We start from the raw sequence: 15,403 nt of genomic DNA, 5'->3' as shown, positions 1-15,403 counted from the left end.
CCGGACCGAGCTGGACTGGACCGAGCCAAGCCGGACCGGGCCAAGCCGGACCGAGTCAGGCCGGGCCGAGCCAAGCGGGATCGGACAGAGCCGTTCCCGCCCGAGCCGGACGGGCAGCCCAGCATGGCCAAGGGTCGCGCGTCGGCCCGGCCGCCCGCCAGGCCCGGCCGCCCGACCAGGCCCGGCCGCCCGACCAGGCCTGGTTCAGGACAGCCGAGTCGCCGCGTACGCCTCCATGGCGGCGCGCTGGTACGCGGCCAGGCCCGGGGCGATGGCCTCGTACGCGGCACTCCACTGCTCGTTCTCGGTGCAGGAACGGGCGATCGCCAGGTACTCCTCGGTCGGGACGGACCGGATGGCGTGCAGCATCTGGTACTCCTCGTCGATCGTGCTCTGCACGGGCTCGGCGTCGGCCGGGTGGCCGGCCGCCATCAGCTCCGCCAGGTGGATCATGCGGGCGGTCCGCTCGCGCTGTCCGGCCTCGATCTCGGCCGGGGTCATCGCGGCCGTCGCGCGCCGGGCCGCCTCGGCGTGCTCGGGGAAGTCCCGCAGGCTCGCGTCGACGTCGTCGGGCTGGATGCCCTCGAAGAGGTTCTCGGGGCGGTTGATGGTCATGGGGGTGCCGTCCTTCCGGGCGCGTTCCAGGTCGGCGATCGTGCGGGAAACGGTGGCGGCCAGGGCGTCGAGCCGGTCGCGTTCGGCGACCAGCCGCCGACGGTGGCCCCGCAGGGCCTCCAACTCGTCCACCTGATCGCCCAGGATCCGGGCGATCTCGGTCAGCCCCACGCCCAGCGCCCGCAGTACCAGGATCTGTTGCAGCTGGAGCAACTGCCGCTCCTCGTAATAGCGGTGGCCGTTGGAGCCGATCCAGGCCGGGGGCAGCAGCCCGATCTCGTCGTAGTGCCGCAGTGTTCGGGCAGTCACTCCGGACATCCGGGCCACTTCGGCGATGGGCCAGGCCATGGTCCGCCTCCCTCGTCTCCACGTCCCACGTTCGCGTGGACCGGGGCCGGTTCTCCGGCCCTGGTCACGACAGTAGAAGCTGCCGCTGCGGCAGCTTCAAGCCCGAGGGCGCCCCGCCGCCAGCGCGCCGGCTACGCCTCGCCGAACCAGTCCAGGGACTGTCCGTGCGGCCCGGTGAAGGCGACCGGCCGTTCGTCCAGGGCGAGCACGAACAGACCGGAGCCGGCCGGTGCCGGACGGGGGAGGCGTCGGGCGACGGTCGGCAGTACCGAGACCGCCTCATTGGAGATCCAGTGCCCGGAAAGCCCGCGCATCGTCGCCGCGAACTCCTCCCGCCCCTCCGGCGGCAGGTACGAGAGCACCGCGCTGTGGAACACCACCGGAGTCGCCCCTGCCGGGGCCTGCGCCACCAACTCCCGTACCGTCGCGTTGAGATCGCCGCGCACCAGCAACGGCGGTTCGGACCGGGCGACCCGGACGGCGCCGCGGAGCCGGTCCAACCGGTGGGTCTGCTCGGGCCAGACCAGTGATTCCAGCCAGCGCATGTCCTCCTCGGCCCGCACGTCCAGCGGATTGAGGTCGATCCCGGCCCGCCAGACCACCTCGGGCAGCCGCTCCCGCGGGGAGCCGGGGAACGGCACCAGCCCGGTCACCGCGCAGTCCAGCGTCACCGCGCAGTCCAGCGTCACCGGGCTCGCCGCCTCGCCGAACTCGGCGCCGAACTCGGCGTCGAACTCGGCGACGGTGGCGCCGGCGCCAAGCCTGACTCCCTTCCCCGCCCCGGCCAGGAAGCGGTACCGGTACCGATACCGGTCCGGGTACAGGCAGAGCCCCGCCGAGGCGCCCACCTCGATCAGGGCGAGCGGTTGCGGCAGCGCGGCCAGCAGCGGCAGCAGGGTGGCGCAACGGCCCGCCTCGTTGGTCTGCGTCCGCCGCTCCAGCATCGTCGCCGAGACCTCGGCCCAGTGCTCCGCCACCCAGCGGCGGAAGGCCGGCCAGCCGTCCGTCACCGGCCCACCCAGGTGCCGTACCGCGCCGAACAGCAGGTTCGGCTGCCGCTTCGCGGCCGGAAGCCCGTCGAGCAGCGCACACAACTGCCCGTCTCCGGCGACGCGTTCGGCCAGCTCCTGGTAGACCGGCGAGTTGCCGCGCGCCTCCCGCTCCGCGAATTCCCGGTAGAGGTCCCCCGTACCGCTGCGCATCCCCCACACGTCCTTCCGACGTCTTCTCGAGTGATCGAATCGGCCCAGACTACGCCCGGGCCGACGCGCCACCCTCCGCCCGGAACCGACCCAGAACCGACCCGGAACCGGCTCAAGGCCGCGCCGACGGAAGGCCGCGCCGACCGACCCGCTCAGCCGAGCAGACCGCCCATGTGCCCGTCCTCGGCGAGCAGCCGCCACGAGCATCCGGGCGAGGCGAACGCCTCGGGGTCGACGGCCTCCACCAGCCCGTCCACCACCGCGCTCAGCAGCGCCTGCGGATCGAACACCGCCCAGGTCTGCCGGGCCCGGCCGTACTCCCAGCGGTCCCACTCGGCGCGCAGCCGCTCGTACGTCCAGAGGGAGTAGAGCAGGGCGGTGAGGTCACGGTTCAAGTAGGCCTCGGGGTGGCCGTCGTCGTACCAATCCGGCAGCTCCAGTCGGCCGGTGGCGCCGTCCAGGGCGATCGTCAGATCGGTCGGCCAGTCCCCGAGGGCGAGGAACTCCCGCTGGTACGGGCGCTCCTCCTCGCCGTCGAAGTACTCGGGATACGCCTCGCCCATGGTGACCAGCGGCTCCTCGCACACCCCGAACATGGCTCCGCCCAGCGGCAGGCCGACCTCGGTCAGCAGCCGTCGGGTCGGCCCGTGCACCAGGGCGGCGGGCAGTTCCTCGGGCCGGAAGAGGTGTACCCGGCCGGGGCCGCCGTCCTGGTCAGTCAGCGCCGCCAGCTCCGCCACCAGCTCCAGGGCCACCTCGTACGCGGGGCCGCCCGGGCCGCCCGGCAGCGCACCCCAGCCCAACGCCCGCACCAGCAGCGCGGTGCCCCAGTGCGGGGGTGGGGCGGAGCCGTCGCCGAACAGCCCGGGGTCGATCTCCCGCATCCGTCGCTCGGCTTCCGTCAGCACCTCGGCCATCACGGTCGGGCCGCGCCGCCCGTCCAGTGCCTCCGGGCGCCGGGCCGCCTCGGCCACCGCGTCCACCTCGCGCACCAGGCCCGCCAGCGCGGCGACGCCGGAGGCCAACAGGTCCCGCCGTGGGCCGCCGTTGTCCAGGAACACCTCACCGGTCACCCCGTCCAGCAGCACCAGGCTGCCGCCGGCGGCGAACGGTGTGGAGTACGCCGTCTCCCCGAGGACGAACAGCCGCTCCGTCTCCGCGGGGACCGCCGTCGGCTCCCCGTCCCCGAGTACCTCGAAGTCCAGGAACGCCCCGGTCTCCGGCAGCCCCTCCCGCGCCAGGAACTCCCGACTCCCCGCGTGCACAACCCCAGCTGGAAGCTCCACCACCCGCTGACACCCCACGTGCCCCACCTCTCCCGGCCCACCCCGTGACCCCCAGACCCTAGCGGCCCGCCCCGACAGCACTCGGGCACTCGCCGAGCGGGGCAGCCGGTGGGAGCCGACCGGTTGCTGCGGCGCCGGGCCCTTTGCGGCGGCTCAGACCCTCCTCGCCGCACCCTCGTCCGAACCTCGCCGAACCCCGCCTCACCCCCCCTTCCTCCTCAGCCGAGGCCGCCGGCCTCCCGGGCGGCCTGCTCCACGCGGTCGTGGTGGGCCCGCCACCAGTCGGCGTCGCCGGGGGCGGTGTTGGCGCCGTCGGAGCGCTGGCCGGTGGCGCCGTCCACGAGTTCGCGGACCAGGTCGGCGTGGCCGACGTGACGGTGGGTCTCGGCGATCATGTGGACGAGCACCCGGTGGAGGGTCTGCTCGTGGCGGGCACCGAACGGCACCTTGCCGACGGCGTCCAGCGGCAGGGCCTCGATGGTGGCGTCGGAGTGGGCCCAGACCCGTCGGTAGCGTCCGACGACCTCCTCGGTGCTCTCGTCCGCCCGCGCCCACATGTCGCCGTTGGGTTCGGTCTGTCCGGTGATCCACACGGGGGCCGGTTCGGGGAAGGGGCGGCCGAAGGTGTCGCCGAAGTACAGCGCCTCGGCGCCGGTGACGTGCTTGACCAGGCCCAGCAGGTTGGTCCCGGTGGGGGTGAGCGGGCGGCGCAGGTCGTACTCGGAGAGGCCTTCGAGCTTCCAGAGCAGGGCGTCGCGGGCATCCTGGATGTAGATCCGGAGATCGTTCTTGTCGTCGGTCGAAGTCATGGGACCAGTCTGTTGGCCGCAGGATGCCTGTCCATCGGGTTTCCCGTCCCGGCCGGCCGCGGCCGTTCCGCCCGGTCCCGGCCGGCCATGGCCGTCCCGCTGGTTCCGGCCGGCTGGGACCGAGCGTCAACACGTGTCATGATCAAGGCTGTTCACCGAAAGTCAGGCCCCTTCGAAGGAGCGGCGATGACCGACGAGGCCTGGTCCTGGGACGAGACGCTGTTCGCCGGAACGGCCGCCCACTACACCCGCGGCAGGCTCCCGTACGCCCCCGGACTGGCGGAGGCGTTGGGCGAGGAACTGGGGCTCGACGGGCGGGGACGGCTGCTCGACGTGGGGTGCGGGCCGGGCACGCTGGCGTTGGGCCTGGCGCACCTGTTCGGTGAGGTCGTCGGGGTGGACCCGGACGCCGGGATGATCGCCGAGGCGCGCCGGGTGGGCGCCGCGGAGCCCAAGGCCACCTGGGTGCGGGCCCGGGCCGAGGAACTTCCGTCGGGGCTCGGCACCTTCACACTGGCGGTCTTCGGCCAGTCCTTCCACTGGATGGATCGCGACCTGGTGGCGGCGACCGTACGGCGCATGCTGCGGCCCGGCGGCGCCCTGGCGCACATCTCGGACCTGAAGGGCGAACCGCGTCCCACCGAGGGGCTGCCGCACCCGCCGGTCCCGTACGCCGCGATCGGGGAGCTGGTCCGGCACTACCTCGGCCCGGTCCGCCGCGCCGGGCAGGGGCTGCTGCCGCACGGCACGCCGGGCGACGAGGCCGCCGTCCTCGCCCGGGCGGGCTTCACCGGTCCGCGGCGGATCGTCGTCCCGGGCGGGCGGCCGCTGGAGCGCACGGCCGACGACGCGGTCGCGGGCGTCCTCGCGCTCTCCTACTCGGCCCCGCACCTGTTCGCCGAGCGCCGTCCGGACTTCGAGTCGGACCTCCGTCGACTCCTCGCCCTGACCTCGCCGTCGGGGCTCTTCTCGGAGCGGCAGCCGAGCAGCGAGGTGTTCGTCTGGCGCACAGCGGACGGGCGTTGACCATCAGGGAGGCGCGGACGGGCCCTGCCGGTCAGCGGACCACGTCGAAGACCTGCTTCTGGAGGCCGTTCCCGTACACCTGGTGCTCGACCAGCTTCAGCTTCTGGGCGTCCTTGTCCGTCGTGCTGAACATGCGCTTGCCGGCGCCGAGCAGCAGCGGGAAGACGAGCAGGTGGTAGCGGTCGATCAGGCCGGCGTCGGAGAGGGCGCGGTTCAGGGCGGCGCTGCCGTGGAGGATGATCGGGCCGCCCTCGGTCTCCTTCAGCGCGGCGACCTCGTCGAGCGAGCGCAGGATGGTGGTCTCGCCCCAGTTCGACACCAGGTCGTCCTCGGTGAGGGTGGTGGAGACGACGTACTTCGGCAGCGTCTTGTAGCGGGCGAACTCCGCCATGTCCGGCCACACCGGGCTGAACGCCTGGTAGCTGACCCGGCCGAGCAGCATCGCGGTGGCCTCCTCCTGTTCCCGCCCCTTGATCTCGAACGCCTCGGGGAGGAACTCGATGTCCTTGAAGGTCCAGCCGGAGTTCCGGTAGCCGGGTTCGCCGCCGGGGCCCTCGACCACGCCGTCGAGCGAGATGAAGGCGGTGCTGATCAGGGTGCGCATGAGTGGTTCCTCGGTTCTTTTGCGGGTCTGGGTCTGAGTCTGAGTCTGGGTAGGGATCGGGTCTGTCGGCCCGAAGGCCCGAAGGCCCGAAGGCCCGAAGGCCCGAAGGGGCAGGTCAGGCGAGGGCCTCGGCCAGCCACTGCTGCCAGGCGGCCTCGGCCTCGGCCCCGTCAGGAAGCGGGCCGAAGAGGTGGTGGAACAGCAGCACCAGGCCGGAGCCGTGGTGGAAGGTGTAGAGCCCGTCGGCGGTGCGGACCTCGACGCGTTCGTAGTCCGCCCAGACCTGCGAGTTCGACGAGGCCGTGCCGCTCCAGTTCCTTCAGGTGGTAGTTGACCTTCTGCCGGGGCAGTCCCAGTCGGGCGGCCAGCATGGCGGCCGAGGCGGGCTCGGTCAGGGCGGCGAGGAGGCGTGACCGCATCGGGTCCAGCGAGGCCTCGGCCGCGGCGGGTTCTTCGATCACGGCGACTTCCAGCACCGTTCCAGCTTCCATCCGACAAAAATTTGTCAAGGAAAAAACACTTGTCGGTAGTCCGGTCGGGCGAGCGCCGTCACCCGCCCGGCGCCGTCACCCGACGGCGCAACGGCGCCGACGTACCTCCGGACCCGTCCTCCCGGTGCTCGCCCTCGCCTTGGCCGGCGACGGTCAGCCTGCACTGGCCGTCCCCGCAGGAGCGCTGGAGGCGGCCCCGCGAGATCGTCTGCATCAGGCCGATCGTCCAGCAGGTCGGGCAGCCGCGCAGGGCGAACAGGCCGACCGGCAGGAGGGTCAGGGCGACCGGCCCGACCACCGGGATGACGGCGACCGAGCCGACCAGCGCACCGAAACCCACCACGCCGCGCACGACGTGCTCGAGCAGGGACCTGCTCGCGAAGTCGGGGCCGTCGGGTCCGGCATCGGACCCGTGCTTCGTCCCATCCTTCGTCTTGCCCGTCGTTCCAGTCATCGTTGCCTCCATCCGGATTCAGGTGGTGGCCCGCAGGGCCTGTTGGACCGCCGTACGGGCCCGGTGCAGGCGCGACTTCATCGCCGCCGTGCTGAGGCCCAGTGCGTCGGCGACCGCGCGGCCGCTGTGGCCCTGGATGTCCCGCATGATCAGCACGCGGCGCTGGTCCGGGGGCAGGGCGGCGATAGCGGCCGCCACCGTGCCCGCCTCCAGGCTCTGCAGAACCTGGTCCTCGGCCGAGGGCGCGGGGGTGTCCTGCCGCAACGGCACGCTGCGGTCCCGCAGGTGGGCGCGTGCGCGTCGGAGGCACTCGTTGCGGACGATGCGGAACATCCACGACGCCAGGGCGCCGGAGGCCCGCAGCATCCCGATCTTGCGGTACAGGATGATCAGGGCCTCCTGTGCCGCGTCCTCCGCGTCCTCCGGGGTGGCGCAGAGGGAGCGGGCGAATCGCTGCACGTTGGGGTGCGAGCCCGACACCAGTGCGGTGATCGAGTCGACGTCGCCACCCTGCGCGGCCGCGATCAGCCGTGCGCCGGGCCAGGTCGATTCAGCCACGTCCGGCTCGCCTGCGCTTCACGACCACCATGCAGGTGCAGAGCAGCACCAGGGCGACGGCGATGCCGATTCCGATGATCATCACTACCTCCGGATCCCGTGCCGGACGTTCGTCGGCACGGTCTATAAGAGGTGCGCGCCCCCTCGAAGGATTCGGCCGTGCGGCGGAAAAGTCGCCCGCGTTCCCGGTGGATCGCCGTCGGCCGTGCCCGGCAGCGGCCTGGGGCCAAGCCCACCGACCTACGGCCAGGCCACAGTGGGGCCGGTTGCGGAGAGTGACAGGTGGGGTGACCTGGGCGGACTTGAATCTTTGCGAACGAATGTTCGATCCTGGGGTTGTGCCCGTTTTCGAATCTGTTTTCGAATCCACCGCTGAGCAGCCCGCCCGCCCCGTGCTCCGCCCGGTGGCGTCCCCGGCTGCCGTGCCGGGGAAGCCGGGGGAGCAGGGGGAGCGAGAGGAGCGGGGGACGCCGGGTACCTGGCAGACGGCGGTGGGGGCCCGGGGGCTGGTGCCGGTGCCTTCCGCGCTGCGGGAGGTGCTGCCCGACGCCGGGCTGCGCCGGGGGACGGCGGTGTCGGTGGCGGGCGGGGACACCGGGCTGCTGCTGGCGCTGGCCGCCGGGGTGAAGGAGACCGAGGGCGGCTGGGCCGCGGCGGTCGGACTGCCGGACCTGGGGTTGGCCGCCGCCGAGGGGTACGGGCTGGACCTGCGACGGCTGTTGGTCGTGGACGACCCGGGGGCGCACTGGGCCGAGGTGGTCTCGGTGCTGGCCGGCGCGGTCGAGCTGATCATGCTGCGCCCGGACGGGCCGGTGCCGCCGAAGCTGGCCGCCCGGCTGGCGGCGGTGCTGCGGCGCAGCGGCTGCGTGCTGCTGGTCGCCGGCCCATGGCCGGGCGCGGCACTGCGGCTGGGGGTGCGCTCGGGGCGCTGGTTCGGGCTGGGCGACGGCCACGGGCAGCTCGTCGGCCGACAGGTGGAGGTGGTGGCCGAGGGCCGCGGCTCGGCGGTGCACGGCCGGACGGCCCGGCTCTGGCTGCCGGACGAGCACGGCGCGGTGCGCCCGCTCCAGGAGCAGCCGCTCCGGGAACAGCCACAACCGGCGGCAATCCCGGCGATCCCGGTGATACCGGCGGCGGAGCCGTTGGCCCCCCGCGTGGCGGCGGTGGTCTGAGATGGCGGACGACAGAACCCCCCGGGTGCTGGTGGTCTGGTGCCCGGACTGGCCGGTGGTGGCCCTCACCGGCGACGACCCGGTCGCGGTGACCGAGGGCGGGCGGATCCTCGCCTGCTCGGCGGGCGCCCGGGAGGCCGGGGTGCGGCAGGGGCAGCGGCTCAAGCTGGCTCAGCGGCTCTGCCCGTCGCTGGAACTGCGCGACCGCGACCCGGAGGCGGAGACCCGCCGCTTCGAGCCGGTGGTCGCGGCGGTGGAGGCGTTCACGCCCCGGGTGGAGGTGATCCGCCCGGGCCTGTGTGCGATCCCGGTGAAGGGCCCGGGCCGCTACTTCGGCGGTGAGGAGGCGCTGGCCGCCAAGGTCGGCAGAGCGGTGGCGGACGCCCTCGGGCAGCCGCTCGTCCCGGACGCCGTCCCGGGTGCGGTGGCCGTCCCGGTTGCGGCGCCCGTCGAAGCCCGGCCCGTCGAAGCCCGATCCGTCGAGGCCCGGTCGGCAACCGCTCCGCAGGCCCAGGTCGGCGTCGCCGACGGCCTGTTCGCCGCCGTGCTCGCCGCCCGGGCCGGGGTGCTGGTCCCGGCCGGCCGGACGGCGGAGTTCCTCGCCCCGTACCCGGTGAGCGCGCTGGGTGACGAGGCGCTGGCCGAGTTGCTCGGGCGGCTCGGCCTGCCCACCGTCGGGGCCTTCGCCGCGCTGCCGGCCGAGTCGGTCGCGGACCGCTTCGGCCCCTCCGGGACGGTCGCGCACCGGCTGGCCCGAGGCTTGCAGCCGCGCCCGCTGGTGCCGCGCGAGGAGGAGCCGGACCTCGCCGTCGAGCAGCGCTTCGACCCGCCGGAGCTGCTGGCCGAGCCGCTGGTGTTCGTCGCCCGCACGCTGGCCGAGCAGCTGCACCAGCGGCTCGCCGGGGCCGGGCTGACCTGCCGCCGGGTGGCCGTCGAGGTGGCCTGCGCGGACGGCCGGACGGCCTCCCGGCTGTGGGGGCACGAGGGCCGGCTGTCCGCGACGGCGCTGGCCGAGCGGGTCCGCTGGCAGCTCCAGGCCTGGCAGGGCGCGGGCACCTTCGCGGGCACCTCCGAGGGCGCCTCCGCGCGCAACGACCAGAGCAGTGACCCGAGCAGCGACCCGAGCAGCGCCCGGGGCAGCGATCCGAGCAGCGCCCCGGACGGCCAGGTCGGCTTCACCCTGCTCCGGCTGGCCCCCGACGGCCTCTCCCCGGACCAGGGCCGCCAGCTCGCGCTGTGGGGCCAAGCCGTCGCGGACGACCGGGTGGAGCGCGCGGTCGCCAGGGTGCAGGCGGTGCTCGGGCACGCCGGGCTGCGCCGGATCGAGCCGGCCGGCGGGCGGGGCCCGGGCGAGCAGGTGGTCAAGGTGCCGTGGGGCGAGCCGTACGAGGCGGCGGTGCCGGCCGACGCGCCCTGGCCGGGGCGGCTGCCGGAGGTGTGGCCCGCCGTGGTGCTGCGGGAGCCGGCGTCGGTGCGGGTGCTGGACGGGGCCGGGCGGCCGGTCACGGTGGACGGCCGGGCGGGGGTGTCGGCCCGGCCGGCCCTGGTCGTGGTCCGGGGCCGGGAGGAGCGGGTGGACGGCTGGACCGGGCCATGGCCGGCGGTCGAGTACTGGTGGGACCAGTCGCTGGCCCGGCGCCGGGCGCGGTTCCAGGTCGTGGTGGGCGGCGGCCGGGCGCTGCTGCTCACCGTGGAGGGGGGTGCCTGGTACCTGGAAGCCGGCTACGACTAGCGGCTCCGGAACCCAGTGGGAGGGGGGAGCAGGACGAGTACGAGAACGACGAAGGCGACCCCGATGGGCTTCACCAGCCACCCCACCGTTCCCTGGAGCGAGCTGCACCGCAGACTGACCGGTGCCGCGCCGGACCGTACGGTCGTCCCGCTGCGCCGCACCCGTCCCGTTCCCGAGGAGCCCCCGACCCCGGGCCCCGGCCCCGAACCCGGCCCCGAACCCTGGGCCGAGCTGCACGTCCACTCCGCCTTCAGCTTCCTGGACGGCGCCAGCGATCCGGAGGACCTGGTCGCGGAGGCGGTCCGGCTGGGCGTGGAGACCCTCGCGATCACCGACCACGACGGCCTGTACGGCGCCGTCCGGCTCGCCGGGGCGGCCCGGGGCACGGGCCTGGCCACCGCGTTCGGCGCCGAACTGACGATCCGTCACGAAAGTTCGACGGAACACCTGTTGGTCCTCGCCCGTGACCCGGCCGGCTACCGCCGCCTCTCCGCCGCGATCGCCGCCGCCCAGCTGGCCGGCGGCGCCAAGGGCAACCCGGTGTACGACCTCGAGGCGCTCGCCGGGGCGCACGACGGTCACTGGGCGGTGCTCACCGGCTGCCGCCTCGGCCGGGTCCCCGCCGCGCTGGCCGACCCGCCCGCCGACCCGGGCACCCGCCCGAGCGCCCACCGGAACGCCACCCCACCCGCCACCCGGAGCGAGGCCGAGCACCGACTCCGCACCCTCACCGAGGCGTTCGGCCGCGAGAACGTCCACGTCGAGCTGATCGACCAGTGGCTGCCCGGCGACGACCGGCGCAACGACGCCCTCGCCGCCCTCGCGGCGAAGGCGGGTCTCCCCGTCGTCGCCTCCACCAACGCCCACCACGCCGGCCCCGCCCAGGGCCGACTCGCGCAGAGCCTCGCCGCGCTGCACGGGCGCCGCACCCTCCAGGACGCGGTCGGCTGGACCCGGGCGGCCGGCACCGCGCACCTGCGCTCGGGCCGCGAGATGGCCGGCCGGCTGGCCCGTTTCCCCGGAGTGCAGCGGGCCACCGTCGAACTCGGCCGGGCCTGCGCCTTCGACTTCGCCCGGCTGGACCCGGAGCTGCCCGGCTTCCCCGTCCCCGCGGGCGAGACCGAGATCAGCCACCTGCGGGCCCTGGTCGCGGCCGGCGGCCCGGCCCGGTTCGGCCCCGGCAACGCCGCCGCCCGCCGCCAGCTCGCCAAGGAACTGGACGTGATCGAGGACCTCGACCTGGCCGGCTACTTCCTGATCGTGCACGACATCGTGGACTTCTGCCGGAGCCGGGACATCTGGTGCCAGGGCCGCGGCTCGGCCGCCAACTCGGCGGTCTGCTACGCCCTCGGGATCACCGCCGTCGACCCGATCCACTACAAGCTGCTGTTCGAACGCTTCCTCTCCACCGCCCGGGACGGGCCGCCCGACATCGACCTGGACATCGAGAACCGCCGCCGCGAGGAGGTCATCCAGTACGTCTACGGCCGCTACGGGCGCGAGCACGCCGCCCAGGTCGCCAACGTGATCACCTACCGGCCCCGGCTGGCGATCCGCGACGCCGCCCGGGTGCTCGGCTACCCGCAGGGGCAGGTGGACGCGTTCAGCCGGCAGACCGACTTCCGCTCCGCCCCCGGCGCGGACGCCGTCATCCCCGCCGACGTGCTCCAGCTCGCCACCCAGCTCCACGGCCTGCCCCGCCACCTGGGCATCCACTCGGGCGGCATGGTGCTCACCCGGGAGCCGATCGGCGAGATCTGTCCCACCGAGTGGGCCCGGATGCCCGGGCGCTCCGTGCTCCAGTGGGACAAGGAGTCCACCGCCGGCGCCGGGCTGGTGAAGATCGACCTGCTCGGCCTCGGCATGCTCGCGGCCCTGCACGACGCCTGCGACCTGGTCGCGGAGCACCACGGCCTGCGCTACGACCTGGCCACCATCCCGGACGACGACAAGGGCGTGTACGCGATGCTGCGCCGGGCCGACACCGTCGGGGTGTTCCAGGTCGAGTCCAGGGCGCAGATGGCGACCCTGCCCCGGCTCAAGCCGGACCACTTCTACGACCTGGTGGTCGAGGTCGCGCTGATCCGACCCGGCCCGATCCAGGGCGGATCCGTCCACCCGTACCTGCGCCGCCGCGCCGGGGCCGAGCCGCCCGGCTGCCCGCACCCGCTGATGGAGAACGCGCTCGGCAAGACCCTGGGGGTGCCGCTGTTCCAGGAGCAGATGATGCAACTCGCCATCGACTGCGCCGGGTTCACCCCCGCGGAGGCCGACCGGCTGCGCCAGGCGATGGGCGCCAAGCGCTCGCACGAGCGGGTCGCCCGGCTGCGCGAGCGGCTGCTGGGCGGGATGGCCGAGCGCGGCATCCCGCCCGAGGTGGCCGAGGACGTCTACGGCAAGATCGAGGCCTTCTCCAACTACGGCTTCCCGGAGAGCCACGCGATCAGCTTCGCCTACCTGGTGTACGCCAGCGCCTGGCTCAAGTACCACTTCCCTGCGGCCTTCACCTGCGCCCTGCTGGCCAACCAGCCGATGGGCTTCTACTCGCCGCTCAGCCTGGTCGCGGACGTCCGGCGGCACGGCGTGCGGGTGCGCGGGGTGGACGTCAACGCCAGCGGGGCGCGGCCCTCCCTGGAGCCGTACCGGGGGCCGACCCCCAAGCCGCCGCTGACCGCAGGGCGCCCGCAGCCGGCGATCCGGCTCGGCCTGGAGACGGTGCGCGGCATCGGCACCCCGCAGGCCGAGGCGATCGTGGCCGGGCAGCCGTACGCCGACCTGGAGGACTTCGCCCGCCGCACCGGACTGCCGGGGCCCGTCCTGGAGGCGCTGGCGACGGCCGGGGCCTTCGACTGCTTCGGACTGACGCGACGTCAGGCGCTGTGGGCGGCAGGGGCGTTCGCCGGAATCTCGGCCGAGCTGATCCCCGGCGCCACCCCCGGCACCGAGGCGCCGGAGCTGCCCGGCATGAGCCCGGTCGAAGAGACCATCGCCGACCTGTGGGCCACCGGCACCTCCGCCACCAGCCATCCGCTCCAGCACCTGCGCGCCCAGCTGGAGCGCGGCGGAGCCCTCTCCGCCGACCGGCTCCCGGACGTGCCGCCGGGGACGGCCGTGGTGGTCGGCGGCCTGGTCACCCACCGGCAGCGGCCGCCGACGGCCGGCGGGGTGCTCTTCCTCAGCCTGGAGGACGAGACCGGGCTGATCAACGTGATCTGCAACCGTCCGGTCTGGGAGTCCCAGCGCCGCACCGCCCTGGACCGGGCCGGGCTGCTGGTCCACGGGCACATCGAGCGCGACCGGGGCGCCACCAACCTGATCGCCACCCGGCTCACCCCGCTGCGGATCGGCCTGTGAGCGGCCCCCCGTTCCGGAGGACGGGCCGCTCGGCGAGGCCGGGCGGCGGGAAGGCGCCGTCCGTGCGGCGGGCGGGCGTTGTCCGTGCGGTGCGTCAGAGCGTCAGACCGGGTAGCCGATCTCCGCGAGGTCCTCGGCGAGCTCCTCCAGGTCGGTGTCCGGGTTGAGCGCCGCCACCACGGCCGGGGTGAGCGGGCGCAGCGCCAGGACGTGCCCGATCGCGGCCGGGTCCAGCTCGTGCTCCGGCTCAAAGTACTCCTCGGCCCACGCCAGGTAGGCCTCCGCGGAACCGTCCAGCAGCAGCTCGAAGAGGCCCTCCGCGCCCCGCTCGGCGGCCGCGCCGCGCCAGGCGGCGTCCTGCGGCGCGCGCCAGAAGCAGACCGTCACGACCGGCCCGTCCTCGTCCTGGAAGGCGGGCTCCTCGGCGAAGCGGCGGAACTCCTCGGGGACGGCCGCGAGCAGCTCCGGACTGTTCCCGGCCCCGTGGCCGAAGCCCCGCCCGTAGACGCCGGCGGGGGAGAACACCATGAACCAGTCGGACCCCTCGCCGTCGCGCATCGAGGCCATCTCCTCGCCCTCGCCCCAGGCGGAGTCGAAGGAGTAGTACCGCGCCGCCCAGTCGTCCGGGCAGATGATCGCGTCGAGCATGGCCAGCGCGCGGCAGCGGTCGCGCAGGTCGGGGATGGCGGGCAGGCGGCTGAGCAGGTCGTTCATGCCCACCATTCAATCCCGGGGGCCGACAACGGATCCCCGGGGCCCGGTGCGTGTCCCCTCGCGGCCCGCGCCCCCCGGTGCGCGCCGTACACCCTGCGTCCAGGCGCCCGCCCTACGCCCCGGGCGGTCGACCCTTGCCCGGCGCCCCGGCGAAGGCCTGGGCGATCGGGAGCCAAGCGGTCGCGACCGGCCCGGTGGCGGTGAGGGCGAGGTCGTCCCGGTGGCGGCGCTGGGTCACCAGCAGGCAGAAGTCCAGGGCCGGCCCGGCCACCACGTCCTGCGCCCCGGCCGGGCCGATGGACCAGGTGCCGCCGTCGGGCGCGGCCAGTTCGAGCCGGACCGGGCGCTCGGGCGCGGGCAGCCCGTGCAGGGTGAAGGCGAAGCCCAGGGTGCGCAGCCCCAGGTGGGCGATGTGCCGCAGCCGGTCGGTGGGCTCGCGGGTGGCGCCGAGCGCGTCCGCGACGTCCTGGCCGTGCGCCCAGGTCTCCATCAGCCGCGCGGTCGCCATCGAGGCGGGTTTCATCGGCGGGCCGAACCAGGGCAGCCGGACGTCGGCCGGGGCCGCGCCGAGCGTGGCCAGCACCTCCGCCCGCCCGGCCCGCCAGCGGGCGAGCAGCGCCGCGGGCTCGGCGGCCGCTCCGGCGCGGGCGCCCTCCTCGACCGGGTCGGCGCCGGCCGCCGACAACTCGGCGAACCGCCCGCCGAGCGAGGCGCCGAAGCCCTCCGGATCGCGCGCGGCCAGCGCCGTCCAGTCGTCCGTCCAGGCCAGGTGGGCGATCTGGTGGGCCACCGTCCAGCCCTCGGCGGGCGTCGGGCGGGCCCAGTCCTCGGCCGGCAGTCCGGCGACCAGGTCGTCCAGCACCGCGCTCTCGGTTCGCAGGTCCGCCAGCAGACCGCCCAGGACGTCGTCCGGGGCCTTCGGCTCGGTCATCGGTTCCCCTTCCGGTCAAGGCGGTTGCCGCCGGTGGCCAGCACCCGCTTCCGCCGGTGCTCACCACCCGCCGGTAGCGTCCGCGCGCACCCTACGCCCGGGCAGCC

General features: G+C 74.7%; 13 protein-coding genes and 1 pseudogene. 4 read left to right on the top strand and 10 right to left on the bottom strand.

Translation table 11 applies throughout. The features are described from left to right. Nucleotides 1-204: 204 nt before the first annotated feature. From ACWDBB_RS14610 to ACWDBB_RS14595, 4 genes are all read right to left on the bottom strand, one after another. Nucleotides 205-963, bottom strand: coding sequence for a MerR family transcriptional regulator (locus ACWDBB_RS14610; protein WP_449789906.1), 759 nt, complete (start codon nucleotides 961-963; stop codon nucleotides 205-207). A 131-nt stretch (nucleotides 964-1,094) separates the two neighbouring features. Further along, entirely contained in the window at nucleotides 1,095-2,165 is a 1,071-nt protein-coding gene (locus ACWDBB_RS14605) for a DUF2332 domain-containing protein (RefSeq protein ID WP_449789905.1), read from the bottom strand. Nucleotides 2,166-2,317: 152 nt separating this feature from the next. After that, nucleotides 2,318-3,451: an SUKH-4 family immunity protein gene (locus ACWDBB_RS14600; protein WP_449789989.1), complete on the bottom strand. Its 1,134-nt coding sequence runs from the start codon at nucleotides 3,449-3,451 to the stop codon at nucleotides 2,318-2,320. 218 nt (nucleotides 3,452-3,669) lie between these two features. Further along, a complete protein-coding gene (locus ACWDBB_RS14595; protein ID WP_449789904.1) occupies nucleotides 3,670-4,260 on the bottom strand; it encodes a DinB family protein in 591 nt (196 codons plus the stop codon). A gap of 186 nt (nucleotides 4,261-4,446) precedes the next feature. On the opposite strand from ACWDBB_RS14595, the gene ACWDBB_RS14590 reads away from it, so the two are divergent. Beyond that, nucleotides 4,447-5,286 carry a class I SAM-dependent methyltransferase gene (locus tag ACWDBB_RS14590; protein ID WP_449789903.1) on the top strand — a complete coding sequence of 280 codons (840 nt, stop codon included), beginning with the start codon at nucleotides 4,447-4,449 and terminating at the stop codon, nucleotides 5,284-5,286. 31 nt (nucleotides 5,287-5,317) lie between these two features. Here the strand turns inward: ACWDBB_RS14590 and ACWDBB_RS14585 are convergent, their stop codons facing one another. The 4 genes and pseudogenes from ACWDBB_RS14585 to ACWDBB_RS14570 form a co-directional block, all read right to left on the bottom strand. Then, complete coding sequence (locus tag ACWDBB_RS14585; RefSeq protein ID WP_449789902.1) at nucleotides 5,318-5,890, bottom strand: dihydrofolate reductase family protein; 573 nt, start codon at nucleotides 5,888-5,890, stop codon at nucleotides 5,318-5,320. Between the two features lie 281 nt (nucleotides 5,891-6,171). Further along, nucleotides 6,172-6,366 (bottom strand): annotated as a pseudogene (locus tag ACWDBB_RS14580) (ArsR/SmtB family transcription factor); the annotation flags it as partial. A 73-nt stretch (nucleotides 6,367-6,439) separates the two neighbouring features. Then, a complete protein-coding gene (locus tag ACWDBB_RS14575; protein ID WP_449789901.1) occupies nucleotides 6,440-6,835 on the bottom strand; it encodes a hypothetical protein in 396 nt (131 codons plus the stop codon). An 18-nt stretch (nucleotides 6,836-6,853) separates the two neighbouring features. After that, nucleotides 6,854-7,393 (bottom strand): RNA polymerase sigma factor, encoded by a 540-nt coding sequence (locus ACWDBB_RS14570; protein ID WP_449789900.1) that lies wholly within the window; start codon nucleotides 7,391-7,393, stop codon nucleotides 6,854-6,856. Between the two features lie 509 nt (nucleotides 7,394-7,902). On the opposite strand from ACWDBB_RS14570, the gene ACWDBB_RS14565 reads away from it, so the two are divergent. From ACWDBB_RS14565 to ACWDBB_RS14555, 3 genes are all read left to right on the top strand, one after another. Next, nucleotides 7,903-8,565: a hypothetical protein gene (locus ACWDBB_RS14565; protein WP_449789899.1), complete on the top strand. Its 663-nt coding sequence runs from the start codon at nucleotides 7,903-7,905 to the stop codon at nucleotides 8,563-8,565. Between the two features lies 1 nt (nucleotide 8,566). Then, nucleotides 8,567-10,297 (top strand): DNA polymerase Y family protein, encoded by a 1,731-nt coding sequence (locus tag ACWDBB_RS14560; protein ID WP_449789898.1) that lies wholly within the window; start codon nucleotides 8,567-8,569, stop codon nucleotides 10,295-10,297. Nucleotides 10,298-10,360: 63 nt separating this feature from the next. After that, entirely contained in the window at nucleotides 10,361-13,651 is a 3,291-nt protein-coding gene (locus tag ACWDBB_RS14555; RefSeq protein WP_449789897.1) for an error-prone DNA polymerase, read from the top strand. Nucleotides 13,652-13,753: 102 nt separating this feature from the next. Here ACWDBB_RS14555 and ACWDBB_RS14550 read toward each other — a convergent pair whose 3' ends face one another. Both ACWDBB_RS14550 and ACWDBB_RS14545 read right to left on the bottom strand, forming a co-directional pair. Next, a complete protein-coding gene (locus ACWDBB_RS14550) occupies nucleotides 13,754-14,365 on the bottom strand; it encodes a hypothetical protein (RefSeq protein ID WP_449789896.1) in 612 nt (203 codons plus the stop codon). Nucleotides 14,366-14,477: 112 nt separating this feature from the next. Further along, complete coding sequence (locus ACWDBB_RS14545) at nucleotides 14,478-15,296, bottom strand: TIGR03084 family metal-binding protein (RefSeq protein ID WP_449789895.1); 819 nt, start codon at nucleotides 15,294-15,296, stop codon at nucleotides 14,478-14,480. Between the last annotated feature and the right edge of the window lie 107 nt (nucleotides 15,297-15,403).

It is taken from the genome of Kitasatospora sp. NPDC001095 (genome assembly GCF_053598615.1).
Note: the sequence above shows the minus strand (reverse complement) of the source record. Positions and strands in the feature narration are given on the sequence as shown.